The following is a 24,812-nucleotide window of genomic DNA, read 5'->3' on the forward strand; positions in this document are numbered from 1 at the left end:
CTTGGACTGTGGTTTCCCTTGGGCCTGCACTCTCACACCCCCTCCCCCGACTCCCCCGGCTCCTCCTCGAAGAGGCCGATGCCCGGAAAGCGACGTATGGCCGCGCTGGCCGCCGGTGTCACCGTGGTCGCCGTGGTCTCGGCCACCGCCTGGGCGGTCTCCGCCCGTGACGACGTCGAGCTGACGACCACCGCCGCCTTCACCGGCGCCCGGCAGCCGTCGGAGACCACCCCCTCCGAATCCGTCTCCCCGGCCCCCCTGAACACCTCGGCCTCCGGCACGAACGCGACGGCCACCGCGGAGAAGGCCACCCCTCAGTCGGCCACCCCCGAATCGGCGGCTCCCATGCCCGCCACCCCCGAGAACACAGCCGGCTCACAGAGCACCGGTGACGCGAGCGGCGCTCCCACCCCCACGGCGAAGCCGTCGGTCTCCCCCGGCACGGCCGGGCCCTCCAGCATCACCGGGCCGGTCGACGCCGCCACCTCCGAGAGGAAGAGCGCGTCGAAGACGGTGAAGACCGGCAAGGCCAAGAAGACCGGCGAGGCCAAGACCGCCACCACGCCGAAGGTCCGTGTGATCTCAAGCGGCACCTGCGGCGCGTCCTTCTACGCGGAGGGCCAGATGACGGCCAGCGGCGAACGTTTCAATCCGAACGCGATGACCGCCGCGCACAAGAGCCTGCCGATGGGCAGCAGGGTCCGGGTGACCAATCCCGCCAACGGCGAGTCGGTCACGGTAAGAATCAACGACCGGGGCCCCTACGTGGGCGGACGCTGTCTCGACCTGTCCAGGGCCGCGTTCGGCGCGATCGGCGACATCGGCGCCGGAGTCATGCGGGTCAAGTATGAGGTTCTCGGTAGTTGACATTCCCCCGGCCCCAGAGGGGCCGGGATTCGCGGCCGAAGCCGGGTGGTTCGCGGTTCGGCCCCGCCCGGCGGCTGAGCGGTTCGGCCCCGCCCGGCGGCTGAAGGGTACCCGCGCCGCCGCCCCACGCCCGGGGCGGTCCCGCGATGCCGGCTTGGTCATCGCCGGCCCGATCACCGTAGCGAGCTCCACCGAGAAAATCCGGAGATCATCGTGAGGGGCCGTTCGGTGTCCTTCCCCCTGAGAGGTTCTGAGTCCTCCCCGCCCCGAGAGACTCCTCCCCGCTCTGAGGGACAGGGTGTCCATGCCGGCTGACCAGGCCCCCACCGAACGGCCACCAGGCCCACTGCACCGGCCGGTCACCGGGTCCATCTCACCGGCCGGTCACCGGGGCCCCCGCCGGACGGTGACCGGGGGCGCCCGCCGGACGGTGACCGGGACTACTTCACCGGGCGCAGTGTGAAGGGGTAGCGGAAGTCGCCCTCGCCCAGCGCGGCCAGTCCGCCGACGACCGACAGCACCATCCCCGCCATCCAGAGCACGGGAATGAGCACGGCCCCCACGACGGTGATCGTCAGCACGATGGTGGCGCCGAGCAGGCTGAGCTGGAAGTTGAGCGCCTCCACCGCGTGCCTGCGGACGTAGGGAGAGGTTTTGCCCGCGGTGAGCATCATGATCAGCGGACCGAACACGAGCAGGCCGGTCAGAGGGAGCAGATGCGCCGCGGCCGCCCCCACCCGCTCTCCCCCCGTGCCGGCCCGCGCCCCGTGACGGCCCGCCACCGTGCCCTGCGGGCCCGCCGCGAACGGATACGGCGCCGGCGTGACCGGGCGGGAGCCGTACAGCTCGTGCATGATCGGCATGAGATCGGCGTGGACGCGGGCCGTCATCGCCCGCTCCAGCCTGTCATCAAAGTCGATCTTGTCGAGCCGTCCCTCCGCGTAGGCGGCCTTGACGTGCTCGACCACCTGCTCGCGATCCTGGTTGCTCACCCGGAGCGCGGCGTACTCACCTCCAGGTCCGGGGGGCGGGAAACTGCCGTGCCACATGTTCGCCGCTGGTGTCGCTGTGCCTGCCATGGAACCGACATCCCTTTCATCTCCGCTTTGCCTTCAATATTCATGAACGACTTTTGACCGGTCCATCCGGATGAACCCTTGGATGTCCCTTAGAGTCCACCCTGGCATCGCGCCATGAAACGGCCAGGCGATGTATACAAGGAGACATGAGATGGCGTGATCGCTACGGGTTGAGGCGTCTGCGCGGGCCGAGAATTGCCAAGTTCGATCGTGAGGCGACCGACTCCGATGTCGAAGCACTCATCGCCTTCGCGAAGTCGCGCCGTGGTGTGGAGTTCTACGTCGAGCCTGAGACTTTCGCGACCGACACCACCGCGATGGCCATCGCGGACGACGGTGAATGGACACGGCGCCGGGTCGGTTCTCCCGCGGTGATCCGGAAGGTGGCCCGCGATCTGGCCCTCCCGGTCTATGACGTGCAGCTGACCGGCTATCCCGCCCGGATGCGCGCCTACAACGAGCGACGCAAGCGCGCCGAGGGCTGACGGTCACCCCGCCGGCCCCTCCGGCTCCCCCAGTAAGGCGATCATGGGGAGCAGCCAGGCCATGCGGGGACTGCCCATCTCCCGGTCGAGCTCCTCGGGACCGGGCATCCTCTCCCTGAGCACACGCGGCGGAAGCAGATGGCGCAGCGCGTGCACGAGCAGATTGGCCATCGAGTAGTCCGGATCGATCGCGCATGCGCGCGCGAGCGCGACCCCGGCCAGCGCGGAGTCGCCCCGGCACCAGGCTGCCACAGCGAGCAGAGAGGCGGCAGGGGGAACGAACCGCGGCTCCAGCCTGCGGGTGAGGTCTCGCCACAGCCCGAGATGGGCGTCGCGGGTCTCGTCGGTGACCAGCGCCCAGGCCTCGTCACGGATCCGGATCACCGCGAGGGCGAGACCAAGCCGGGCCGCGTCCTCGTCGCCGAGCCGTCCGCCCGAGCCGTAGAGGCCGATCGCCGAGCGGACCCGCGCCACTCCCTCGGCGACGAACTCCGCGGCCAGCCCTCCGGGATCGTCGCATCCGGTGAGCCTGCCCCTCACCTCCTCCGTGACGCGAGCGGTCGCCCGGCGCATGGCCGTCCGCGCGGAGTCGCCGACGGGGTCGAGCGACCGCTCCAGGGCCTGCCTGCCGGGCAGGGCGACCAGGCCGTGCACGGTGGCCTGGACGGCGACGGGACCGGCCTGCCTGTCGTACGGCGTGCCGTCGACGGGACAGCAGTCGGTGCGGGAGCACATGTAGGACCAGTAGCGACCGTCCTCGGCCCGCAACGCGTCGACGAGCGTGATCCCGGTCCGGCGGAACAGCGCGACGGCCAGGTCGACCGCCGGGGTCACCAGCGTCCCCGAGCCGTATCCGACGACGATGACCTCGACGATGCCCTCCTCGGCGAGCAGGGGGACGATGCGCCCGAGGTCAGGAGGGGCCAGCGGCAGGTCCCAGCGGGCGGTGAGGTGCAACCGGCCCCTGGGCGGGCCGCCCTTCAGGCCGATGACGACCAGGCTGTCCGAGGGATGGAATCCCACGAGATAGGGCACCGCGCTGAGGATGTCCTGCGTGGAGCTCAGCAGGAGACCGGGCTGCGGGCTGAGAGGAGCGGACGGAGCCGGGATGTCGGTTGTCATGGCGGAGAGCATCGCCGGGATCCCGGCGCGGCCCCCGGCCCGAACCGCGTTCTGTGGATGATTTCACGCTGTCCACAGCCCTTTTCCTCCGAACCTCCCCCGTCCCGGGACGGACAACGGCGTTTCACGTGTCTCGGGACGAACGAGCCGGATCAGCGGCCTCACACGGGCCGTTGGCTCCCCTGGCCCTCTCCCGGCGGACGGCCCCCACCCGGAAACCCAGGGTGCCCACCAGCCGGCAACCCGGAGTGCCCACCACCCGGAAGCCCCGGGTGCCCGCCCGGAAGCCCGGGAAGTGGCTCCGGCGCGGCCAGCCGCGTTCGCACCATGATGGCCGCGCCCGCCACGGCCGCGGGCATCGCCACGACCGAGGCCAGCGGAATGAGGAAGATCAGGAAGATCAGGACGCCGAAGCCCAGCGCGAGGGCCGTGTTCCCGCGGAGGACGGCGAAACGACTCTTGCGCGCCATCCCCCGGCGTTCCATGGCCAGCGCGGTGAGCTCCACCGTGAGGAAGAAGCCCGAGACCAGAGCCCCCAGCACCGGGACCACCGTCTGTCCGATCACCGGGACGAACCCGAGGAAGAACAGGGGGACGGTGAACAGGAGCACGTATCCGAGGGTCACCAGGCTGTCCCTGATGGACCTGGGGATCGACTTCCAGAGCGGAACCTCGTGTCCGCTCGGCAGGTCGCCGTAGGTCAGCTCGACCCGCTCGGAGAGCTTCTCGTAGAAGGGTTCGCCGACGATCAGGGTCACCGCGGTGAAGGTCAGCACGAACAGGACCGCCGCGACCCCGAAGGCCACCAGCCCGACCGTCACCCGCACTGCGGTCCGCGCCGCCTGTCCCCACTCGTCGGCGAACGGTGTCGCCCACCTGGCGAAGTCGTCGGCGTTGACTCCGAACCAGGAGAGCCCCGCCACGTAGAGGATGAAAACGACCAGAGCCGGGATGAGCCCGAACAGCCACCACCGAGGGTTTCGCGCGACCCAGCGCAGTCCCTGGAAAAAGAACCCGATGCCACTCGCAAAGGAGCGGAAATGACCCATGCCCGGAAGATTAGCGGGATCGGTGAATCAACGCGCGACCGTGCCGGAACCGCTCCCCGCCCGTCGTACCGGACCGTTCCTCGCTCACTCGCCGTACTCGTACGACGGAACATCGCCCTCCCCGGAGAATCACCCCCGGGAAAGCCTCAGCGGAAAGCACCGGGGAAAGCTCCCCGGCGAGAGCGAGCGCGGTGAGGGCGCTCCCATGGGGGCGAACACGGTGCGGACGAACGCCGTGAGGGCGAGCACGGTGAGGACGACGTGGTGAGGACGACGTGGTGAGGACGAGCTTGGAAGGCGCGTGGTCACCGCGCCGGACGGGAACGGACGACGTGGCGAGACGGTGCCGGAGGTTCCGCCGGAGAGCGGACGCGACCACCGCGCCGCGCGGAAACGGGGCGGGGAGCCTCAGGGACGGTGCCAGAGCGCGGGCACGGAGACGCCGAGCTCGCCGAACAGGCGGCGCAGCAGCGGAAGGGAGATGCCCAGGACGTTGCCGTGGTCGCCGTCGATGCCCTCGACGAACCAGCCTCCGAGACCGTCCAGGGTGAAGGCGCCCGCGACCCGGAGGGGTTCGCCGGTGGCGACGTACGCGGCGATCTCCTCGTCGGCCGGGGTGCCGAAGCGCACCACCGTGGCCTCCACCTCGGACACCTCTCTGCCGTCCGCCGCGTCGATCACGCAGTGCCCGGTGAGCAGGCGCCCCTCACGACCGCGCATGAGCCGCCAGCGGGCGACGGCCTCCTGCGGGGAGGACGGCTTGCCGTAGGCCTTGCCGTCGAGCTCCAGCATCGAGTCACATCCGACGACCAGGCCCTCGGTGAGGTCACCCGCCACGACCGACGCCTTCGCCCTGGCCAGCGTGAGGCAGAGCTCCGCGGGGGTCTCGGCGGTGATGGCCTCCTCGTCCACTCCGCTGACGATCACCTTGGGGTCGAGTCCGGCACTGCGGAGCAGGGCGAGACGGGCGGGCGAGGCGGAGGCGAGAACGATCTGGGTCACGCCGACCGAGCCTAGCGCGGCTCCGGCCCTCCCCGCCCTCCCGGTCCTGCCCTCCCGGCTCGCCCTCCCGCCGGTGACACCCCGCCGTACCGCGAGGCCGCGCGAGACCCGGCGTCCCCTACGGGCCGCGAGGCCGCGTCATGGCCGTCAGTCCGGGCTGTGCAGTTCGGCGCCGGAGCCGGAGGGCGGTGAAGGGTGCGGAGCGCCGCCGGGGAGTCCCGCGGCGGCGTAGGCCTCGGCCTCGCCCAGGGTCTCGTGTTCGAGCAACGCGCTGACGATGCCGTCCAGGCGCTCGCGGTTCTCCTTCAGGACATCCTGGGCGATCTCATAACACTCCCACGATGCGCCGCGCCTCCTCGTCCACGGCCGCCAGGGTGGCCGGAGCAGCAGCGTGAGCGCGAAACGCACCCGGTTGATCCTCGGACGCCGCGGGGCGGGCGGCTTGGCGGGCAGTCCCTCCGAGCACCACGGCTTGGGCTCGTCGCCGTCGCCCCGGTCCTTGGCTCTGGGGCCCTCGCGATCCTGAGACGCCGGTCGCTCCACGACTTCCCCCTCCACGGCCAGGGGCCGCTCCCCTGTGACGGGGACCTTTCGGGGAACGGACGCGCCCTCGGGTACGCGTCCGGCAGGGCGCGCTCACCGCGCCCTTCGGCTGCCCCTCCGCCCGCCGTACGGCACGAGCACGTCACGGGCGCCGAGGAGGTCGGCCATGAAATTCCCCCGAGTTTCATCAGGCCATGCGGACAGCGCGACTCCTGCCCGGAGGGTGCCTACTTCAACGTGATCGAGGAGATGGCGGTGTTGATGTCGTGCCAGCGCGAACGCTGGACGTCGGGGATCGTCACGAAGACCATGGCGGGCCTGTCCTGGGAGACATCGGTCACGGCGACGGCCGCCACGGAGGAGCGCACCTTGCCCTTGACCTTGTACTTCACCCGGTAGCCGAGCAGCCAGCCCTTCTTGAACGGCTGGGAGGCGATCCAGGAGATCTTGGACCCCCTGGGGTGGTGGTTGAGCGTCCAGCGCGCGGCCAGCAGCGCGGTGTCCCTGGGACTGCGTTGCACCTGGATGGGCACCGGGCAGCTGACGAGCATGGCCCGGGTCGCCGCGCCCTTCACCTTCGGCAGGACCTGCTTGGTGGAGAACGGCGAGGCCCCGAAGATCTTCCACGGCGCGCCGAACCGGACGAGCGACACGCCCGCCTTGGCGTCCTTCAGGCGACGCTTGGCCGCGTGCGTCTTGCCCGGCAGCCGGGCGAGCTTCTTGGTGCGCGGCAGCTCGGGGACGCGGGGGTCGGCCAGGGCCGCCACCACCGCGCTCCGGTCACGCGCGACGGCCGGGCTCGCGCTGGGAGTCGCGTCCGGGCCCGCGGTGGGGCTCCCGGTCGGCGAGGGCGACGCGGACGCCGCGGGGGATCCGGAGACCGAGGAGGACGCCGAAGCGGACACCGAGGGGGACACGGACGGGGACGCCGAAGCGGACACCACGGAAGCCGGGGACGCCGGAGCGGGCGCCGACGGCGAAGCCGAGACTCCCGCCGGGGCCGGCACCGCGGAGGTGGCCGAGGCCTCGGGAGAGGCCGGCGGGGAGCTGAGACCGGGCGAGGGCGTCGCGGCAAGTGGCGCGGCGACCTGCCCCGACGGCGCCCCGCCCGGTCGATCGGAGGAGCCGAGGTAGATCAAGGCGGCCACGGCGGCGACCGCCGCCACGACCACGGCGACGGCCATGGCCAGCATCCGGTAGATCACGCGCATCGGCAGGTCGCCGATGCGGGATCGCTTCACCGGCGACCTCGGCGGGCCCGGACGGGCGGCCGTGGGCGGCTCGGACGCGCCCGCCTCGGCGGTCGCATACGTCTGTCCGGCACCCGTCTCCCGGGTCCCCTGAGTCCCACCCAACCCATCGAGCACGATCGGGAGCGTACGACAAATCCGGTTTTCTCGTGCGCGATCCCCATCACACTTAGGGAACGAGTGCCTTCTCGCACCCGCCCCTGAGCCCGCCGGCCCGCTGTCCGCCTGTCATGATTCCACCGTGCTCGCAGAACGTCAGGTAGAACTCCGCTTTCACGTGACCTCACGTGACGCCAGGACCCACACGAACCTGTCCGCGGTCCGCTCGGACGGCGCCGGACTCTGGCTGGCCGGTGACGAGACCGCCACCGTCGAGTACCTGACGCTTCGCGAGAACCGCTACGACGACCAGCGCACCTACGCCCTGGCCGACTTCGTCGACCTGCCCGCGGGCCCGGACGAGGAGGCCGACATCGAGGGGCTGGCCAGGACCGACGGATGGCTCTGGGCGATCGGCTCGCACAGCCTCAAGCGCAAGCGGGTCAAGAGGGACCACCCCGTCGGCAAGGCCCGCCGCAGGCTCGGAGCCGTCGTGCGGGAGGAGAACCGCTACATCCTCGTACGGCTGCCGCTCGTCGGCTCGACCCCGGTCCGCTCGGACGGCCACCGGACGGCGGCGATCCTGTCGGGCCGGGGCCGGAACCTGGCCGACCTGATGAGCGACGACCCCCACCTGGCGCCCTTCCTGAGGATCCCCAGCAAGGACAACGGCCTGGACATCGAGGGCATCGCGGTGCTCGGCGACCGCGTGTTCGTCGGATTGCGCGGCCCGGTGCTGCGCGGCTGGGCCGTACTGCTGGAGATCCGGCCGGAGACCGATCCCCAGCGTCCCGACCGGCTGGCACTGGCCCCGATCGACGGCCTGCCGTACCGGACGCACTTCCTGAACCTCGGCGGCCTGGGCGTGCGCGACCTGTGCCCGCACGGGGACGAGCTGCTGATCCTGGCCGGGCCGACCATGGACCTCGACGGCCCGGTCCGGGTACTGCGCTGGCGGCCCGAGGACTCGGCGTCCGTCGAGCACGATCCGGTGCCCGTGATGGACCTGCCCCACGGCGACGGCTGCGACCACGCCGAGGGGATCGCCGTGCTCGGCGACGAGCGTCTCCTGGTCGTCTACGACAGTCCGGCCGAGGCGCGTCTGACACCCGAGGGCGGGGTGCTGGCCGACGTCGTCAGGCTGTCGTCAGGCTGATCTGAGCGGCCCGGAGGCGGCGGGGCGGAAGCCTCCCCGACGCAGCCACGGGGCGTCGGCGACGACCGTGCACGACCCCGGCGCGATCTCGGTGAACCCGGCGTCCCTGACCGTGGGCAGGTCAGAGGCCGTCAGCGCGGCCCATGCCGCGGGGTCGGCGGTCCGTACGGCCGCCGCCAGCCCCCGCTCGCGCCACATCCGCCGGGCGTGCTCGTCACTGCCCCACCAGGCGAGCTGGGCCGCGTGCCCGGCCTGGGCCATGGCCTTGCCCGCCGACATCTCCAGCCCCGGGTTGACCCACAGCACCACACCCCCGGTGTCCTCGGGGCCGCCCGGCGCTCCCGGCTCGGCGGAGTCGGTCAGGTCGGTGCCGGAGACCTGGAGCCGGGACAGGTCCCTGGGCCAGTCGTCGAGCGGCACGGGCGGGTGGACGCGGACCTCCGCGGTGCCCCGGGTGACGGTGATGCCCGGCAGGTCGAGCACCCTGCGCCACTCGGCCCCGCGGGCCCGCCGTACGACCTTCCTGATCCCGATGGTCTCCCAGGCGCTGACCGGCTCGGCCCACTCGCCCTCACCGGTGGCGCGGGGGTCGTCGAGCAGCGTGAGCACGGCGAGCGCCGCCGCCTCCAGGGCGTCGGTGCGCTCCGGCGGGGCCGCCCGCTCGATCCGCACCACCAGCGGGAGCACCTTCTGACCGGTCACGCGACCTCCTTCTCCCGGCGCGGCCGGTCCCACGGTGTGCCCACCGGCCCGCTTCGCTCGTTCACACCTTCAAGGATGCCCTCTCCCCCGAAGGCTCCCGACGGTCCCGGCGGCCCGGGCCGCCGGACGCTCCCGCGCGGGGCCTGACGGCGACCGACATGAGCGCCGCGACCAGGCACAGCAGGCCCGCCCCGTACCAGGCGAGGTCGTAGGCGCCGAAGTGGTCACGGGTGAGGCCCGCGCCGACCGCGGCGACGGCGGCGCCGACCTGGTGGGAGGCGAAGACCCAGCCGAACACCACCGCGCCGTCGGAACCGTAGACCTGGCGGCACAGGGCCACCGTCGGCGGCACCGTGGCGACCCAGTCGAGACCGTAGAAGACGATGAAGACGAGCATGCTGGGCTCGGCGGTCGCCGCGAACAGGCCGGGCAGGACCATCAGCGAGAGCCCGCGCAGCGCGTAGTAGGCGCCGAGCAGGATCCGCGAGTCGACCCTGTCGCTCAGCCAGCCGGACGCGACCGTGCCGGCGACGTCGAAGATCCCGACCAGGGCGAGCAGGCCGGCGGCGGTCGGCTCGGACATGCCGTGGTCGTGGGCGGCGGGGATGAAATGGGTGCCGACCAGGCCGTTCGTGCTCATCCCGCAGATGGCGAAGCCACCGGCGAGCAGCCAGAAGGGCCGGGTGCGCATGCTCGCCCACAGCACGGTGAGCGCGCGTGCGGCGGCCCCGCCGGGCGTGACGCGTGGCGCGTGCCCCGTCCCGGCGGCACCGGCCTCGGCGGGGGCGGCGGAGTCGGCGGGGGCGGCGGAGTCGGCGGGGGCGGCGCCCAGCGCGGTCGTGCCGGCCTCCTGCGGGTGGTCGCGCAGCAGGAACCAGACCAGCGGGACCACGATCAAGGCCGCCGCGGTGACCGTCGCGGCGGCCCAGCGCCATCCCTGGGTGGCGGCCAGGCCTGCGAGGACGGGCAGGAAGATGAGCTGACCGGTGGCGCCGGCCGCGGTGAGGATCCCGGTGACGAGGCCCCGGTGGCGGACGAACCAGCGGTCGGTGAGGGTGGCGGCGAAGACCAGGGCCATCGATCCGGTTCCCAGTCCCACCAGGACGCCCCAGCACATGACGAGCTGCCAGGGGGCGTTCATCAGGATGGTGAGCCCGCTGCCCGCCGCGACGAGCAGCAGGGCGCACGAGACGACCCTGCGCATGCCGAAGCGGTCCATGAGGGCGGCCGCGAAGGGCGCGGTCAGGCCGTAGAGCATGAGGTTGACCGAGACGGCCAGCGAGATCGTGCCCCGTGACCAGCCGAACTCCTCCTGCAGCGGGGTGATCAGCACACCGGGCGTCGCCCGGAACCCTGCAGCGCCGAGGATGGCCACGAACGCGACTCCCGCTACGATCCAGGCGCGGTGCAACCTGCGCTCACGCGTCTGAAGAGTGGTTGTCATGGGGTCAATCATGGAGGGCTGTCATAAGGCCTCACGAGTGGCCCAAGTGCCAACATCCGCAAAAATCAGGCCATAACGATGGCCGCATGGATAGAGGCACCGGCCCGATCCGTCTCAGATGCACAACACCCGGCTTGTCCTGCTTGTCGGAAATAAGTAATGATGGTCAGCTTTGCTCGACTGGGCCGGCGGGGGAGGACACGCCGGACTACTAAGGAGATCCAGCGTGTTCCATGCGCGAAGGCCCGGCGGGTTCCTGCCGGTGCTGCTGGGGGGCGTGCTCGTGCTGAGCGCCTGCGGAAGCGGCGCCACGCCGGGCGACCGCACACCCCCGGGTCCGGTCTCGGCGGGGGCCAAGAGCATCACCTACGCCTACGAGCAGGAGTTCCACTCCTACAACAACAACACGTCCGCCGAGAACGGCATGCGCAACATCGGCCCCCTCCAGCGGGTCCTGACGGGCTTCTGGTTCTACGGCGAGAAGGGTGCGATCATCCCCGACCGGGACTTCGGCACCTACGAGAAGACCTCCGACGACCCGCTGACCGTCGAGTACACGATCAGCGACAAGGCGGTCTGGTCGGACGGCGTCCCGATCGACTGCGACGACGTGCTGCTGTGGTGGGGCTTCAAGTCCGGCAAGATCAGGGGCTTCTCCACCTCCGGCACCACCGGTGTCGAGGACACCGCGCTGCCCGACTGCGACAAGGGCGGCAAGAAGTTCTCCCTGGTCTACAACAAGCCCTTCGCCGACTGGGTGGCGGGCGGCCCGGGCGCGACCGAGATGCTGCCGGCCCACGTGGTGGAGAAGCAGGGAGGACTGTCGGAGGAGGAGTTCATCGCGGCGGTCAAGGCCCGCGACGCCCGCAAGCTCGAAAAGGCCGTCAAGTTCTTCAACGACGGCTGGGTCTCCGAGGTCTCCCTTCCTCCGGCCGAGCTGATCCCGTCGTCGGGCCCGTACAAGCTCTCCAAGATGGACCCGGGCCATTCCCTGACCCTTGTCGCCAACGACAGGTGGTGGGGCGTGCCGGCGGCGACCCCGACCATCATCGAGCGCTTCATCACCCTCGACGAGCAGGCGCTGGCGCTGCACAACCGCGAGGTCCAGATCATCGAGCCGCAGCCGGGCCCCAACGTGCTCCAGCAGCTTGAGAAACTGCAGGGCGTCACGGTCAACGTCGCCGACCAGTACACCTACGAGCACCTGGACTTCAACATCGACTCCAGCCCCTTCCGGGACAAGCGGCTGCGCCAGGCCTTCGCCAAGTGCGTGCCCAGGCAGCTCATCGTCGACAGCCTGATCAAACCCGTCGCCCCGGACGCCAAACCCCTGGAGATCCGCAACGTGGCCCCGTTCCAGGCCAACGCCGCGGCGGTCATCGCGGCCTCGGGCGGCGCGGGTCCCTACGCCCGGCAGGACATCGAGGGCGCGAAGGCCCTGGTGGCGAAGGCGGGCAAGATCGGCGTGCAGATCAAGATCGGCTATCAGACCCCCAACCCGCGCCGCACCATGGAGGTGCAGCTCATCATCGACTCCTGCAACAAGGCGGGCTTCAAGGTGATCGACAAGGGCTCGGAGGACTTCTTCGGCACCGTGATGCCCGCCAACGGCTACGACGTGGCCCTGTTCGCCTGGTCGGCGTCGTCCCTGTTCAGCAGCTGGGCCTCCACCTACACCACGCCGAAGAAGTGCGACGGCGAGAACAAGGGCAACAACAACGGCTGCTACTCCAGCAAGAAGGTCGACCGCCTCATCAGGAAGCTGAACGCGACCGTGGAGCTGGCCGCACAGGACCCGATCATCGCCGAGATCGAGAAGCAGCTGTGGGCCGACGTGGCCACCATCCCGCTGTTCCAGCATCCCGGCCTCAGCGCGTGGGACGAGGCGATCCACAACGTCATCCCGAACCCCGCCCAGTCGACCATCACCTGGAACATGGACAAGTGGAGTCTGTTCTGACGCCCGGGAGAGGCCGAACGAAAGCTGACAGCGGATGACAGGTACGGACGCCACGATGGGAGCGCATCACCCCCGCGACCCGAGGAGATCTCCCATGCCCCACGCAGACGGCACCTTCACCGTCGACAGCTGGGACCCGCGCCCCTACGACGAGGCCGAGGGCGCCACGCTCTCCCACGTCCGCCTGACGAAGACCTTCGACGGCGACCTCGTGGGCACCGCCACCGCCGACATCATCACCGTGATGACGCAGGTCGAGGGCTCGGCGGCCTACGCGGGGTTCGAGCGCTTCACCGGAACCGCGCACGGCCGCGAGGGCACCTTCGTGCTGCACCACACCGCCACCTCCCACGCCGGGGAGTCGTCCCTGAGCTGGACGATCCTTCCCGGATCCGGCACCGGCGAGTTGTCCGGCATCCGCGGTGGGGGCCAGATCGTCAACGACGACGGCGCCCACTCCTTCCACCTCGACTACGAGCTCGGCTGAGCCCCGCGGGCGGCGGGATCAGCGCCGGCCCGCGGTGCAGACCCGCTGAGCAGCCACCGCTCGACCGCCGCGCTCATCTTCCCGCCCGCCTCCAGCGCCGCCTCCTTGGCCGCGATCGGGTTGGTGCCCGCCGCCTGACCGAGGATCACCCCGAGCACCAGTCGGCCCCGCACGCGGGAGGCCCACATCAGGTTGCCGCCCGCGGCGGTGCCGGAGCCGGTCTTGATACCGATGACTCCGTGCCTGTTCAGCAGCGTGTTGGTGTTGGACAGCCTGCGCGCGTCACCGGGGACGGCGGTGTCGGCCCGCGCCACCACCTCGCGGAAGACCGGGTCGCGCATCGCCTCCCCGGCCAGCTTGAGCTGGTCGGCCGCGGTGCTGACGGTGCTGTCCTCATTGCCGCTGGCGCCCGTGTATCTGGTGTCGGCCATGCCCAGGCGGCGGGCGGCGGCGTTCATCCGCCCGACGAAGCGCTCCTGCGAACCGGCGTCCCAGCGAGCCAGGAGGCGGGCCACGTTGTTGCCCGAGGGCACCAGCATCAGCTCCAGCATGCGGCGCAGCCGTACCCGCACGCCTTCCCTGACCGGGACGGTGGACTCGCGCGGCATGTAGGACTCGTCGGCGGCCTCGCGGTCCACACTGATCAGCGGACCGTCGTCGCCGGGCCGGAGCGGGTGACGGCGCAGGATCACGTAGGCGGTCATCACCTTCGTCACGCTGGCGATGGGCACCGGGGCCGGCTCGCCGCTGACGCCCAGGCTGCCCACGCCCGCCACCTCGACCGCCGCCTGGCCCTCGGCCGGCCACGGCAGGGACACGTCCGGCACGGTGGCACCGGAGACGGACGGCGCGCTTCCACAGCCTGACAGGAGGCCCACCAGCAGGAGGAACATCAAGAAACGTCGCATACCCGACACGATGCGCCGCCCAGGTGTCCACCCGGCCGTGACCGTGTCTCCGCCCGGGCTTCACCACGTATCAACCGCGTATCAGCCCGGCGACCCGGCTCAACCGTGTGTCAGCCCGGTGACCCGGCCGCCTGGCGGGGCAGGCGGAGGGTCGCGACGGCGCCGCCGCCGGGGGCGTTGGCCAGGGTCAGATCGGCGCCTATGACGCCGGCCTGGCCCAGCGCGATCGTCAGCCCGAGGCCGTGGCCGTGGCCGCGTTCGGCGGCACCGGTGCGAAAGCGCCTCGGACCGTCGGCCAGGATCTCCGGCGGAAAGCCCGGCCCCCGGTCGCGGACCTCGATCGCATGGTCCCGGACCGTGATCTCCACCGGGGACCCGCCGTGCCGCTGGGCGTTCAGGACGAGGTTGGCGAGGATCCGGTCCAGGCGACGCGGGTCGGTCTCGGCCACCGGATCCCCCGAGGCCAGCACCCACGCCTCGACCCCCAGCCGGGCCACGGACTGCTCGGCCAGCTCGGCCAGCGGCACCCGGACCCGGTCGGCCGCCTCGGCGCCCGAGTCCAGCCGGGAGATCTCCAGCAGGTCCTCCACCAGCGAGCGCAGCACCCGCACCCGGTCGCGCACCAGCTCGGTGGCCTCGCCCTCCTCCAGCAGCTCGGCCGCGGCGACCAGGCCCATCAGCGGGGTGCGCAGGTCGTGGGCGACGTCGGCGGTGAACCGCTGCTCGGCCAGCAGGCGGTACTGCAGGCTCGCCGCCATGGAGTCCACGGCGGTGGAGATGTCGGTGATCTCGTCACGCCCGGCCCAGCCGCGCCTGTCGTCCTTCCCCTTCGGGGTGATGCGGGCGTCCAGGTCGCCGTCCGCGATCCTGCGAGCGGTGACGGCGACCCGCCGCAGCCGCCGGTTGACCGGCTCGGCCAGGGCGACCGAGACCGGCACCACCACCGCGAGCGCGATCAACGCGGCCCGGAGCATGGCGCGGTCGAGGGCACGCAGCCTGGCTATGTCCGCGCTCATGTCCATCTGGGCGACGGCCACGAGCCCCTTCTTCTTGTCTATCCACTGCACCGCCCACATCCACCGCTGTTCGCCTCTCATGTCGTCGTGTCCCTCACCGTCGTACCAGGTGGTGGGTGACTCCGAGGCCAGCTCCGCGCGCAGGGCAGAAGGCAGTTCATCCGCGCTCCTGATCCATTTGCTCCACATGTCCGGCCCCCCGGAGGGAATGCCCTCGTGGTACTGCTTGGTGACCTCCTCGGCCCAGTCCAGCGCCCGCCCTCCCTGGTCCAGCATCGAGCGGTCAAGGGTCCTGCCGTGGACCAGCAGCCCGACCACGCCCACGACCGCGATGCAGGCCAGCGCGATCAGCGCCGCCACCTTCCAGCGCAGCGAGCCCGGCCTCATGACCGGCGCAGCTTGTAGCCGAACCCGCGCACGGTCTCGATCCGCTCCGCGCCGATCTTCTTGCGCAGCCGCTGCACGCACAGGTCGACGACGCGGCTGTCGCCGTCCCAGCCGTAGTCCCACACGTTGCGCAGCAACGTGGCGCGCTCCAGCACGATCCCGGGATTGGCCGCGAACTCCAGCAGCAGCCGCAGCTCGGTCGGAGCCAGCTCGACCGGCCGCCCGCCGAGCCGTACCTCGAGCGCGGCCGGGTCCACGGTCAGATCGCCGAACGCCAGCACGCCGGGCGAGGACGCGGGGACGGTGGCACGGCGCAGCAACGACCTGATCCGGGCCACCAGCACCGGGATGTCGACCGGTTTGACCACGTAGTCGTCGGCCCCGGCCTCCAGTCCCGACACCACGTCCAGCGAGTCACCGCGTGCCGACATCATCAGGATCGGCACCTGGCTGGACTCCCTGACCCTGCGGCACAGGCCGATGCCGTCCAGTCCGGGCAGCATCACGTCGAGCACGAGCAGGTCGTGGCCTCCGGCCAGGAAGGACTCCAGGCCGCTCAGGCCGTCGGCGGCGGTGCCGAGGCGGTAGCCGTACCGCTCGAGAGCCATCGAGACGGTCTTGCGGATCACGTCGTCGTCCTCGACGAGCAGGATGGAGATCACGCTGTACCTTACGCGCCCGTCAGGTAACAGGTAACCGGCCACCGCGAAGATCGTCCGCTCACCGGGGGTGGGGCGCGTGCCCCGCCCCCGGGCGCCGTGGCACCGGCCGCCGACGCCCCGTGCTCTACATGCTCTACACCGTCGCCTTGACGGCCGACCCCGCCGCGGCCCGCCCCCGCGTGACACGGCGGCGCCGGACCGGCAGCCCGAGCGTCGGGTTGGCGACGCCCCAGGCGGCGCCCTTGCAGATCACCTCCTTGTAGACGGCGGCGAGCCGTCCGGTCAGGACCGCCCGCACGGCGCGGTCGTCGGCGGTGACGTACTGGATCAAGCCCTCCTTCCGGCCCAGTGAGATGCACTGGTTGAAGTAGCGGATCAGCGTGTTCGGGAGCTTTCCGCCGGTCAGGCGCGCCGCGATCGCGTCGGCGGCCTGCCACGCGACCGGGGTTCCCGAGGCGCACGACATCCGCAGCGGCCTGTCCCCGGGGCCCATCACCATGGCCGCGTCACCGACGGCGTACACGTCCGGGTGCGAGACCGAGCGCATGGTCCCGTCGACCACGATCTGGCCGGTGCCGGTGACCTCCAGGGCGGTCGCCTGCGCGATCGGGTGGACCGCGAAGCCGGTGGTCCACACGGTGACCGCGGCAGGGACGGCCTCGCCGCCGGCGGTGACGACGCGCTCGGCCTCGACACCGGTGACGGCGGTGTGCTCGTGCACGGTGATCCCGAGCCCGCCGAAGACCTTCCTCAGGTGCTCGCGGCCCCTGGGCGAGAGCCGGTCCCCGAGCTCGCCGCGGACGGCGAGGGCGACGTCGAGGTCCGGGCGGGCCTCGGCGATCTCTGTCGCGGCCTCCAGGCCGGTGAGTCCGCCGCCCACGACGACCACGCTCTGCCCGGCGCCTAGGCGGGCCAGCCGCTCGCGCAGCCGGAGTGCTCCGGGGCGGCCGGCGATCTCGTAGGCGTGCTCGGCGGTCCCGGGGACGCCCTGGGCGTCCCAGCCGCTGCCGAGGGCGTAGACGAGCGTGTCGTAGGCGAGTTCTCCGGCGCCGTCCGCGTCGGCGACGGCGACGGTCTTGCGGTCGACGTCTACGCCGGTGACCTGCGCGACCCTCGGTTCGACGCCGGTGCCCGCGAACATCTCGCTGAGCGGCCGGCGCTTGAGGTCCTGGCCGGCCGCCAGCTGGTGCATGCGGACGCGTTCGACGAAGTCGGGCTCGGCGTTGACGAGGGTGATGGCGACGTCCTCGCGGCGGAGCCGCCTGGCGAGGCGGCCGGCGACGACGGCTCCGGTGTATCCGGCTCCGAGGACGATGATGCGGTGCCGCATTTCCCTGCTCCTGTCTTTCGCGGGTTCGCCACTTGAACCGGGCGGCCCGCCGTTTCCTGACAGGAGCGCGATGTGAAGCACCTCACACAGCGATCAGAAGGCGTTGAACAGGGGCTCTCCGTGGTCAGCGGCCGCCCAGCGCGCGGTCGCGCGTTCGAGCTTGTCGGGGTTGACCTGATGGCGGACCGCGGCGATGCCCTCGGCGGTGACCTCCAGGCACACGACGCCGACGACCCGGCCGTCCACGACGGCCACGACGGCGGGGTCGCCGTTGGCGGTCCAGGCGTAGAGCCCGGGCGTGCCTCCGGCCAGGGCCCGCTTGGCCTCTCCCGGTTTGAACAGGCCCCGCAGGAACTTCGCGACCGCGACGGCGCCCTCGAACGCCTTGGCGCGGGCCGGGACCTTCCCGCCGCCGTCTCCGATCGAGACGGCGTCCGCGGTGAGCAGGCGCACGAGCGGCTCGGTCCGGCCGCTGGCCGCGGCCGCCAGGAACTCCTCGACGATCCGCCGGGCGGCGGTCCCGTCGATCTCGGTCCGGGCCTTGCCGTCCGCGACGTGCTTCCTGGCGCGGTGGAAGATCTGCTGGCTGGCGGCCTCGGTGATGTCGAGGATCCGGGCGATCTCCCGGTGCGGGTAGTCGAATGCCTCCCGCAGCACGTACACCGCCCGCTCGCTGGGGGAGAGACGCTCCATGAGGGTGAGGACCGCGTACGAGACCGATTCGCGCTGCTCGGCGGTCTCGGCCGGGCCGAGCATCGGGTCCCCGGCGAGCAGCGGCTCGGGAAGCCATTGGCCCACGTAGGTCTCGCGGCGCGCCCGCGCCGAGGTGAGCTGGTTGAGGCACAGGTTGGTGAGGACCTTCGTCAGCCAGGCCTCGAGGACCTCGATGTGCTCGGCGCCGGAGGCCTGCCAGCGCAGGAACGTCTCCTGCACGGCGTCCTCGGCCTCCCCGGCGGAGCCGAGGAGACGGTAGGCGATGGCCTCCAGGCGCGGCCTGAACGCCTCGAACCGGTCGATGTCGCTCGCGGTCAAGGGCATGGCCCGATCCTAAGTCGCGCGGCGCGAGCCGGCCGCCGCGCACGCTCGGAGAGGCCCGCCGGCGCCGCCCGGGAAAACGGCGAGATCCCGCCCGATCGGATGATCGGACGGGATCTCGTCGACTTCCTTCGGGCCGTTCGGAGAACGGTCCTCAGGTGGAGCTATGGGGATTCGAACCCCAGACCTCCTCCATGCCATGGAGGCGCGCTACCAGCTGCGCCATAGCCCCTTGCGGTGTGACGCCGCCCGGCTTCCGCCCGGCGGCACCACGCCAGTGTATAGGACATCGCCCACTACTCCGTAATCATCGGGGCGGAGCGGACCCGCCCCGAAGGTCAGCGGAGCGAGGAGGCGCGGGTGACGAGGCCGGCGAGCTCGGCCACCTCCGCGTCCTCCGTCGAGGCCGCCAGACGGGTGGCGTGCTCGGCGAGCTCCTTCGCCTCCACCCCGGCCAGTGGCTCGCCGGTGCGGAGATACTCGGCGAAGGCCGCGGCCACCACGTCGACCTGGAGCCTCGGCGACGTCTCGCGCCACAGCGAGGCCGCCAGATCGGCCGCCTCCAGGGAGCGGCTGACCTCGCCGGGGTCGCGGGTGTCGGGGTCCTGCCAGCGCACGGTCGTCGTGGCCAGCTGGCCCGAGGTCCCCTCGCGCAGCCGTACCTCGTACAGGGCCGTCACCGAGTGGCCCGGCCCGACCTCGCCGCCGTCCCTGGTGTCGTCGCGGAAGTCCTCGGCCGCGATCTGCCGGTTCTCGTAGCCGACCAGGTGATAGGACTCCACGGTCGAGGGGTTGAACACGACCTGCGCCTTGGCGTCGCGGGCCCGCAGGTCGAGGTTCGCGGCGAGCTGCTCGACGAACACCTTGCGCGCGTCGTCGGCCGAGCCGATGTAGACCGCGGCGCCGTCGCCGTTGTCGGCGAGCTGCTCCATCAGCCGGTCGCCGTAGTCACGGCCGACACCGACGCACAGCAGGGTGATCTGCCGCCCGGCGGACTCCTCGACCCGGTCGAGGATGCCCTGCCAGCTCGTGTCCCCCTCGTTGGCCAGGCCGTCGGAGAGCAGGATGACGCGGTTGGTCGCCACCGCCCGGAAGGTCCGGGCCGCCTCGGCGTATCCGGCGGTCAGCCCCGCCTCCAGGTTCGTCGAAGCCCGTACGGCCAGGCGCTCGACGGCCGCGTCCAGCTCGTCCCTCGAGGTCGCCGGGGTCATGGGCAGCACGACCTCGGCCTCGTCGCTGAAGGCCACGATGGAGATCTGGTCCCCCGGGCCGAGCTGGCCGATGAGCTGGTGCAGGGCCTCGCGGACCAGGTCGAGCCTGCCCGGCGCCCCCATCGAGCCGGAGACGTCGACGACGAAGGCCAGGTTCGCCGGGCGCCGCGCCCGCTGCTGTGCCTGACGGGTCCGCAGGCCGACCCGGAGCAGGGCCGTGCCGTTGCCGGGCATCCGCGCGCCGTCCATGTGCACGGAGAACCCGTCGCCCTCGGGGTCGCGGTAGTCCTGCCTGAAGGAGTTGACGAACTCCTCGGCCCTGATCCGGTCGGGTTCGGGCAGCCTGCCCTCCTTCAGGAGCCGTTTGGCGTAGCCGTAGGAGGCGGTGTCCACATCGAGGGCGAAGGTGGAGATCTGGTCGACGGTGGTGTCCCGTCGCCCGGCGGCGCCGGGGTCGTGCTCCCCGGCCATGGACGGTGCCGCCCGGCCGGAACCGTTCCTCGGTTCGGTGTTCGCCGGCTTTTCCGTCCCGGTGCCCGACGCACCACAGGCCGCGGCGAGCAGCAGGACGATGACGGCGAGAACGACGGCGGGCGTGCGCTGATTCATGTCGCCTCCACAGGATGTGCGTCATCCCCTACGACGGCTCCGGCCTCGCGGCCGCCGAGGGCTTGACCCAAGCGAGCGCAAACCGTGTTCGGCGTGTGATCGGCCCGTCCGCCGCCGGAACCCGCCGGTGCGGGGATCGCGCGGCGGAACCGTCACACGGGCGGGGGTCACGTGAGCCGGGGAGGTGACAACGTTCCGTTCAGCCCGGTCACGCTTTCCTGATGAATCCATCCTCATCACGAAAAATCGCGACATATGATCCGGGACCATGCGCGTGTATCTCGGGCTGGCGGCCAAGCGTTCCGGAGCCGGAATCCCCGAGGGGATCCTGAACACGGCACGAACCGCGATCGACGCCGCCTTCCCCGTTCCCACCGAGGTCATCAGGTCACGCGAGTGGCACAGGCCCGGCATCTCCATGTTCGCCTGGAGCAACGAGCCGGACGACTCCCGGCTGCCGCCGCTGCTGGCCACCGGCCACGACAGGGTGACCGGGGTGAACGGCACGCTGGCGGTGCCCGGCGAGGTCGACCGGCTGGCCGGCGCCCCCGAGCTGAGCGCCGAGACGGTCAGCGGATGTTTCTCGGTGTTCCGCGCGACCGGCACGGAGCTGTCGGCCGCGACCGCGATCCACCGAGTCTGCCCGGTCTACTACGCGCAGACCCCCGACATGCACGTGATCGGCAGCCGGGCGCTGCTGGTCAGCCTCGTCGCCTTCGGCGAGCGGATCGAGTGGGACGTGCTCGCGCTGCAGGCGATGGTCCGCCAGGGCTACTTCCTGTCCGACGAGACGCCCTATCGCGGGGTGAGCGTGCTGCCGCCGTCCTCGACGATCGTCGTCAGGGACGGCCACCGTACGATCTCCGAGGCCTCCCTGCCCACCGCCGTGCCCGCCCCCGCCACGCGCAAGCGGAAGAAGGCGCTCGTCGAGGGGCTGGCCGACGCGTTGCTGACCACCGTGGAGCCGCTGCGCGCTACGGGCGAGCCGGTCAACCTCGCCCTGACCGGCGGCCGCGACAGCCGCCTGGTCGCCGCGGTGCTGCACGCGGCCGGGATCCCGCTCCGCGCGACCACGAACGGCCTGGACGGCCACCCCGACGTGATCATCGCCGGGCGGATCGCCCGGGCGCTCGGCATCGAGCACACGGTCATCCCCCCGGCCCGCGCCGAGAAGAAGGACGCGGTCCTGGTCGAGCACCCGCTCGCGCGGACCTACGAGACACTGCGGACCTGCGAGGGGATGACGTCGGCCTACGAGTCGATCGTCGGCTACCTGCCCTACAGCGCCAGGCCGACCATGTCGGGACAGAGCGGGGAGGTACTGCGGGCAGGCAGCTTCCTGCTGCTCCAGAACGACCTGAGCGCCCCGGCGCTGCGCCGCCGGATCGACACGACCTTCCTGCGGGACCGGGCGCTGTTCACCGAGGCGGCCAACGAGCACGCGCGCGAACTGGCCGCCCCCTGGCAGGCCCGCGACGGGCTGGAGGCGCTCGACCACATGTACGTCTCCTACCGGATCGGCCGCTGGCAGGCCGGGTCCCGGGCGGGATCCCTGCGCAGGGGCGACCCGGTCTGGCCCTTCCTCGACAACCGGGTGGTGCGCGCGGCGCTGGGGCTCGACCAGGCCTGGCGGCTGTCGGAGGAGGTCGTCTACGAGCTGACCACCGTCTTCGCCCCCTCGCTCCGCAACGTCCCGATCGAGGGAAAGCCGTGGCGGTTCACCGTGGGCAGGCGCTCCTACCCCTGGCGGCGCAGACCGGGGTTCCTGACGGCGCCGAAGACCGGCGGCGGCTGGAGCTGGCGCACCAGCCCCGGCGAGACGCTGACGGCCGTGCTCCGCGACCACGTCCTCGGCCACCTCGACCTGCTGGCGCCCATCGTCGACCCCGACCAGGTCAGGAGCATGTTCGCCGAGCCCGTCCTGAGGAAACCGGCCCAGGCCTGGCACCTCTGCACCGTGGCCACGATGCTGTCCGGCGCCTACCCCGGCAAGGCTCCCGAGGGGCTGGAGCCGATCCACGTCCCCGTCCCGTCCTGACCCCCGCGGGACCTCTCGCCCCGACCTCGCAGGACCGTCCCGGGACGTCCCCGCTTCCCTTCTCTACCGGATCGGCTACGTAAAATCACCCCTAGACAGCAGAGAGTTTTCCTACAACATTAGTGGGACATTGATCTCGGTCTAGGAGTCCGCCATGGCACTCGTTCAGCCCGATCCCACCTTCTATCCGTCCGCCCGGGAGGCCATGCTGGCCCCGCGGGAAGAGCTCGCCTATGTCGCCCTGCTCGACGCCGCGGGGCAGGGCCGGCCGGACGGTCTCGCCACGATCGACCTGTCCGACGGATCGATCGTCAGCGTCAACGACATGCCCGTCGCGGGTGACGAGCTCCACCACTTCGGCTGGAACGTGTGCAGTTCCGCCCTGTGCCCGTACGCCCCGCACCCGCACGTCGAGCGGCGTTACCTGGTTCTTCCGGGACTGCGCTCCAGCAGGATCTACATCTTCGACGTCAAGGACGACCCGCGGCGGCCCAAACTCGTCAAGACGATCGAGCCGGAGACCATCTTCGAGAAGACCGGCTACAGCCGCCCGCACACCGTCCACTGCGGCACCGACGCGATCTACGTCAGCGCGCTCGGCAACGTTGACGGCGACGCGCCCGGCGGGGTGTTCACCCTCGACCACGACACCTTCGAGCCCAAGGGCCGCTGGGAGGCCGACCGGGGACCTCAGGAGCTGCACTACGACTTCTGGTGGCACCTCGGCCACGACACGATGATCACCAGCGAGTGGGGCACCCCCAACCAGATCGAGGCCGGCCCCTCGCTGGACCTGCTGGTCGGCCGGAAGTACGGCCACCGGCTGCACGTCTGGGACCTGACCAAACGCACGCACCTGCAGGAGATCGACCTGGGCGACCAGCACCAGATGGCCCTGGAGCTGCGCCCCGCGCACGACCCGACCAAGACCCACGGGTTCGTCAACACGGTCATCAACGTCGAGGACCTGTCGGCCGGCATCTTCACCTGGTACCAGGAGAACGGGACCTGGAAGGCGGAGAAGATCATCACCATTCCCGCCGAACCCGCCGAGGCCGACCTGCTGCCGGAGCCGCTCAAGCAGTTCGGGGCGGTGCCGCCGCTGGTCACCGACATCTCGCTGACCCTCGACGACCGCATCCTGCTCGTCTCCTGCTGGGGCACCGGCGAGCTGAAGGCCTACGACGTCTCCGACCCGTTCGCCCCGCGCGAGACCGGTTCGGTGCGGATCGGCGGCATCGCCGGGCGTGCCTCACACCCGGCCGCCGGGGGGCGGGCGCTCAACGGCGGCCCGCAGATGGTGGAGGCCAGCAGGGACGGGCGGCGGGTTTACTTCACCAACTCGCTCTACCGCTCCTGGGACGACGTCTTCTACCCCGACGGCGTCTCCAGCTGGATGGTCAAGGTGGACATCTCCGACGACGGCTCGATCGCCCTCGATCCGGACTTCTTCGTCGACTTCGCCGCCGACGGCCGCCGCGCCCATCAGATCCGGTTGCAGGGCGGAGACTCCTCCTCCGACTCCTTCTGCTTCCCCTGATACCGCCGTCCCCCGGACGTCCCGTCCGGCCCGGTTCCCGGCGCCCGCTGCCCGGGAACCGGCCGGAGGCCGTCCGGAAGACCACGTCCCGAAAGACCACGGAAAGGAACTCTCTGATCCCGATGGAGGCCTCTCCCGCCCGCTCCGCGGACCGTCGGCGCCGTGACAGGACCCCGGTGGCGAACGGCCGCCTTCCGCCTCGGACGGGACTCGCCGGATGGATCTGACATCGGTGCTGATCCTGGCGGGCCTGGGCGCCTTCCACGGCCTGAACCCCGCCATGGGATGGCTCTTCGCCGTCGCCCTCGGCCTGCAGGAGCGCTCGCGCGCGGCGGTGCTGCGCGCGCTGCCGCCCATCGTGCTCGGCCACGCGGGCTCGGTGCTGATCACGCTCGCGCTGGTGTCCGTAGCACGCCTGGCCACCCCGCCCAAGGTCGTCTCCTACGGCGTGGCGGCCGTGGTGTGCGGGTTCGGGGTCTGGCGGCTCGTACGGCGGCGCCATCCCCGCTGGGTGGGCATGAAGGTGACCTGGTGGCAGCTGGCCTGCTGGTCGTTCCTGATGGCCACCGCCCACGGAGCGGGCCTGATGGTGCTCCCGATCGCCCTGCGCGGCGGGCACGGCCCCGCCTCGCTGGTCTCGCAGAGCCTGCTGGCGACGACGGTCCACACCCTCGCCATGCTCTCGACGATCACGATTCTGGCCCTGCTCGTCTATGAGAAGCTGGGAGTCGCGGTGCTCCGCAAGGCGTGGTTCAACCTCGACCTCGCCTGGGCGGTCGCCCTCATCGGCGCGGGAGCCTTCGCCGCCTTCAGCTGACCTCCGCCCCGCCC

Annotated in this window: 22 protein-coding genes and 1 tRNA gene; 8 read left to right on the plus strand and 15 right to left on the minus strand. The window is 71.5% G+C overall.

Features of this window, described 5'->3' with window-relative positions; genetic code table 11:
• The first annotated feature begins 78 nt into the window (after nt 1-78).
• Nucleotides 79-867, plus strand: coding sequence for a septal ring lytic transglycosylase RlpA family protein (locus tag AB0N02_RS27890; RefSeq protein WP_363952362.1), 789 nt, complete (start codon nt 79-81; stop codon nt 865-867).
• 440 nt (nt 868-1,307) lie between these two features.
• Here the strand turns inward: AB0N02_RS27890 and AB0N02_RS27895 are convergent, their stop codons facing one another.
• A complete protein-coding gene (locus AB0N02_RS27895; protein ID WP_363952365.1) occupies nt 1,308-1,946 on the minus strand; it encodes a DUF1707 and DUF4870 domain-containing protein in 639 nt (212 codons plus the stop codon).
• A 146-nt stretch (nt 1,947-2,092) separates the two neighbouring features.
• On the opposite strand from AB0N02_RS27895, the gene AB0N02_RS27900 reads away from it, so the two are divergent.
• Nucleotides 2,093-2,431, plus strand: a complete 339-nt coding sequence (locus AB0N02_RS27900; RefSeq protein WP_363952367.1) for a hypothetical protein — start codon at nt 2,093-2,095, stop codon at nt 2,429-2,431.
• A gap of 3 nt (nt 2,432-2,434) precedes the next feature.
• On the opposite strand, the gene AB0N02_RS27905 is transcribed toward AB0N02_RS27900, so the two are convergent.
• The 5 genes from AB0N02_RS27905 to AB0N02_RS27925 all read right to left on the minus strand — a co-directional run bounded on the left by AB0N02_RS27905 (nt 2,435) and on the right by AB0N02_RS27925 (nt 7,388).
• Nucleotides 2,435-3,553 (minus strand): DUF4192 domain-containing protein, encoded by a 1,119-nt coding sequence (locus tag AB0N02_RS27905; RefSeq protein WP_363952370.1) that lies wholly within the window; start codon nt 3,551-3,553, stop codon nt 2,435-2,437.
• Between the two features lie 161 nt (nt 3,554-3,714).
• Nucleotides 3,715-4,602: an EI24 domain-containing protein gene (locus AB0N02_RS27910; protein WP_363952372.1), complete on the minus strand. Its 888-nt coding sequence runs from the start codon at nt 4,600-4,602 to the stop codon at nt 3,715-3,717.
• A gap of 408 nt (nt 4,603-5,010) precedes the next feature.
• Nucleotides 5,011-5,604 (minus strand): nucleoside triphosphate pyrophosphatase, encoded by a 594-nt coding sequence (locus AB0N02_RS27915; protein WP_363952375.1) that lies wholly within the window; start codon nt 5,602-5,604, stop codon nt 5,011-5,013.
• 147 nt (nt 5,605-5,751) lie between these two features.
• Nucleotides 5,752-6,147, minus strand: coding sequence for a hypothetical protein (locus AB0N02_RS27920; protein ID WP_363952377.1), 396 nt, complete (start codon nt 6,145-6,147; stop codon nt 5,752-5,754).
• 227 nt (nt 6,148-6,374) lie between these two features.
• A complete protein-coding gene (locus tag AB0N02_RS27925) occupies nt 6,375-7,388 on the minus strand; it encodes a hypothetical protein (RefSeq protein WP_363952380.1) in 1,014 nt (337 codons plus the stop codon).
• A gap of 250 nt (nt 7,389-7,638) precedes the next feature.
• On the opposite strand from AB0N02_RS27925, the gene AB0N02_RS27930 reads away from it, so the two are divergent.
• Nucleotides 7,639-8,652 carry a DUF3616 domain-containing protein gene (locus AB0N02_RS27930; protein WP_363952383.1) on the plus strand — a complete coding sequence of 338 codons (1,014 nt, stop codon included), beginning with the start codon at nt 7,639-7,641 and terminating at the stop codon, nt 8,650-8,652.
• On the opposite strand, the gene AB0N02_RS27935 is transcribed toward AB0N02_RS27930, so the two are convergent.
• On the minus strand, nt 8,644-9,354 hold the full coding sequence (locus AB0N02_RS27935) for an aminoacyl-tRNA hydrolase (RefSeq protein WP_363952386.1): 711 nt from the start codon (nt 9,352-9,354) through the stop codon (nt 8,644-8,646). The two genes, AB0N02_RS27930 and AB0N02_RS27935, sit on opposite strands and share 9 nt — an antisense overlap.
• A 61-nt stretch (nt 9,355-9,415) precedes the next feature.
• Nucleotides 9,416-10,798 (minus strand): MFS transporter, encoded by a 1,383-nt coding sequence (locus tag AB0N02_RS27940; protein WP_363952388.1) that lies wholly within the window; start codon nt 10,796-10,798, stop codon nt 9,416-9,418.
• A 226-nt stretch (nt 10,799-11,024) separates the two neighbouring features.
• Between AB0N02_RS27940 and AB0N02_RS27945 the strand changes: the two genes are divergently transcribed.
• Both AB0N02_RS27945 and AB0N02_RS27950 read left to right on the plus strand, forming a co-directional pair.
• Entirely contained in the window at nt 11,025-12,758 is a 1,734-nt protein-coding gene (locus AB0N02_RS27945; RefSeq protein ID WP_363952390.1) for an ABC transporter family substrate-binding protein, read from the plus strand.
• A gap of 94 nt (nt 12,759-12,852) precedes the next feature.
• The gene (locus AB0N02_RS27950; protein WP_363952392.1) at nt 12,853-13,245 is read left to right on the plus strand and encodes a DUF3224 domain-containing protein; all 393 of its coding nucleotides are present in this window, start codon (nt 12,853-12,855) and stop codon (nt 13,243-13,245) included.
• Here the strand turns inward: AB0N02_RS27950 and AB0N02_RS27955 are convergent.
• From AB0N02_RS27955 to AB0N02_RS27985, 7 genes are all read right to left on the minus strand, one after another.
• Nucleotides 13,230-14,153, minus strand: a complete 924-nt coding sequence (locus AB0N02_RS27955) for a hypothetical protein (RefSeq protein ID WP_363952393.1) — start codon at nt 14,151-14,153, stop codon at nt 13,230-13,232. The genes AB0N02_RS27950 and AB0N02_RS27955 overlap by 16 nt on opposite strands.
• Nucleotides 14,154-14,263: 110 nt before the next feature.
• The gene (locus AB0N02_RS27960; protein WP_363952395.1) at nt 14,264-15,556 is read right to left on the minus strand and encodes a HAMP domain-containing sensor histidine kinase; all 1,293 of its coding nucleotides are present in this window, start codon (nt 15,554-15,556) and stop codon (nt 14,264-14,266) included.
• Nucleotides 15,553-16,218, minus strand: a complete 666-nt coding sequence (cseB, locus tag AB0N02_RS27965; RefSeq protein ID WP_363952397.1) for a two-component system response regulator CseB — start codon at nt 16,216-16,218, stop codon at nt 15,553-15,555. The genes AB0N02_RS27960 and cseB overlap by 4 nt, the downstream gene beginning before the upstream one ends.
• A gap of 133 nt (nt 16,219-16,351) precedes the next feature.
• The gene (locus AB0N02_RS27970) at nt 16,352-17,548 is read right to left on the minus strand and encodes an FAD-dependent oxidoreductase (protein WP_363952399.1); all 1,197 of its coding nucleotides are present in this window, start codon (nt 17,546-17,548) and stop codon (nt 16,352-16,354) included.
• A 93-nt stretch (nt 17,549-17,641) separates the two neighbouring features.
• Entirely contained in the window at nt 17,642-18,586 is a 945-nt protein-coding gene (gene sigJ, locus AB0N02_RS27975) for an RNA polymerase sigma factor SigJ (protein ID WP_363952402.1), read from the minus strand.
• A 156-nt stretch (nt 18,587-18,742) separates the two neighbouring features.
• Nucleotides 18,743-18,815: transfer RNA gene (locus AB0N02_RS27980), tRNA-Ala, on the minus strand.
• A gap of 106 nt (nt 18,816-18,921) precedes the next feature.
• Nucleotides 18,922-20,403, minus strand: coding sequence for a von Willebrand factor type A domain-containing protein (locus AB0N02_RS27985; protein ID WP_363952404.1), 1,482 nt, complete (start codon nt 20,401-20,403; stop codon nt 18,922-18,924).
• A 268-nt stretch (nt 20,404-20,671) separates the two neighbouring features.
• Here AB0N02_RS27985 and AB0N02_RS27990 point away from each other — a divergent pair, with 268 nt between their 5' ends.
• From AB0N02_RS27990 to AB0N02_RS28000, 3 genes are all read left to right on the plus strand, one after another.
• Nucleotides 20,672-22,441, plus strand: a complete 1,770-nt coding sequence (locus tag AB0N02_RS27990; protein WP_363952407.1) for an asparagine synthase-related protein — start codon at nt 20,672-20,674, stop codon at nt 22,439-22,441.
• Nucleotides 22,442-22,595: 154 nt separating this feature from the next.
• Entirely contained in the window at nt 22,596-23,981 is a 1,386-nt protein-coding gene (locus AB0N02_RS27995) for a selenium-binding protein SBP56-related protein (protein ID WP_363952410.1), read from the plus strand.
• A gap of 217 nt (nt 23,982-24,198) precedes the next feature.
• Nucleotides 24,199-24,798, plus strand: coding sequence for a hypothetical protein (locus AB0N02_RS28000; protein ID WP_363952413.1), 600 nt, complete (start codon nt 24,199-24,201; stop codon nt 24,796-24,798).
• Nucleotides 24,799-24,812: the final 14 nt, after the last annotated feature.

This window comes from Streptosporangium sp. NPDC051022, assembly GCF_040683035.1.
GTDB lineage: Bacteria > Actinomycetota > Actinomycetes > Streptosporangiales > Streptosporangiaceae > Streptosporangium.

Bases quoted from the DNA above. Each gene is read 5' to 3' on its own strand.
- AB0N02_RS27890 (WP_363952362.1), top strand. From the start codon at position 79: ATGCCCGGAAAGCGACGTATGGCCGCGCTGGCCGCCGGTGTCACCGTG.
- AB0N02_RS27895 (WP_363952365.1), bottom strand. From the start codon at position 1,946: ATGGCAGGCACAGCGACACCAGCGGCGAACATGTGGCACGGCAGTTTC.
- AB0N02_RS27900 (WP_363952367.1), top strand. From the start codon at position 2,093: ATGAGATGGCGTGATCGCTACGGGTTGAGGCGTCTGCGCGGGCCGAGA.
- AB0N02_RS27905 (WP_363952370.1), bottom strand. From the start codon at position 3,553: ATGACAACCGACATCCCGGCTCCGTCCGCTCCTCTCAGCCCGCAGCCC.
- AB0N02_RS27910 (WP_363952372.1), bottom strand. From the start codon at position 4,602: ATGGGTCATTTCCGCTCCTTTGCGAGTGGCATCGGGTTCTTTTTCCAG.
- AB0N02_RS27940 (WP_363952388.1), bottom strand. From the start codon at position 10,798: ATGACAACCACTCTTCAGACGCGTGAGCGCAGGTTGCACCGCGCCTGG.
- AB0N02_RS27950 (WP_363952392.1), top strand. From the start codon at position 12,853: ATGCCCCACGCAGACGGCACCTTCACCGTCGACAGCTGGGACCCGCGC.
- AB0N02_RS27955 (WP_363952393.1), bottom strand. From the start codon at position 14,153: ATGCGACGTTTCTTGATGTTCCTCCTGCTGGTGGGCCTCCTGTCAGGC.
- AB0N02_RS27960 (WP_363952395.1), bottom strand. From the start codon at position 15,556: ATGAGGCCGGGCTCGCTGCGCTGGAAGGTGGCGGCGCTGATCGCGCTG.
- AB0N02_RS27970 (WP_363952399.1), bottom strand. From the start codon at position 17,548: ATGCGGCACCGCATCATCGTCCTCGGAGCCGGATACACCGGAGCCGTC.
- sigJ (WP_363952402.1), bottom strand. From the start codon at position 18,586: ATGCCCTTGACCGCGAGCGACATCGACCGGTTCGAGGCGTTCAGGCCG.
- AB0N02_RS27985 (WP_363952404.1), bottom strand. From the start codon at position 20,403: ATGAATCAGCGCACGCCCGCCGTCGTTCTCGCCGTCATCGTCCTGCTG.
- AB0N02_RS27990 (WP_363952407.1), top strand. From the start codon at position 20,672: ATGCGCGTGTATCTCGGGCTGGCGGCCAAGCGTTCCGGAGCCGGAATC.
- AB0N02_RS27995 (WP_363952410.1), top strand. From the start codon at position 22,596: ATGGCACTCGTTCAGCCCGATCCCACCTTCTATCCGTCCGCCCGGGAG.
- AB0N02_RS28000 (WP_363952413.1), top strand. From the start codon at position 24,199: ATGGATCTGACATCGGTGCTGATCCTGGCGGGCCTGGGCGCCTTCCAC.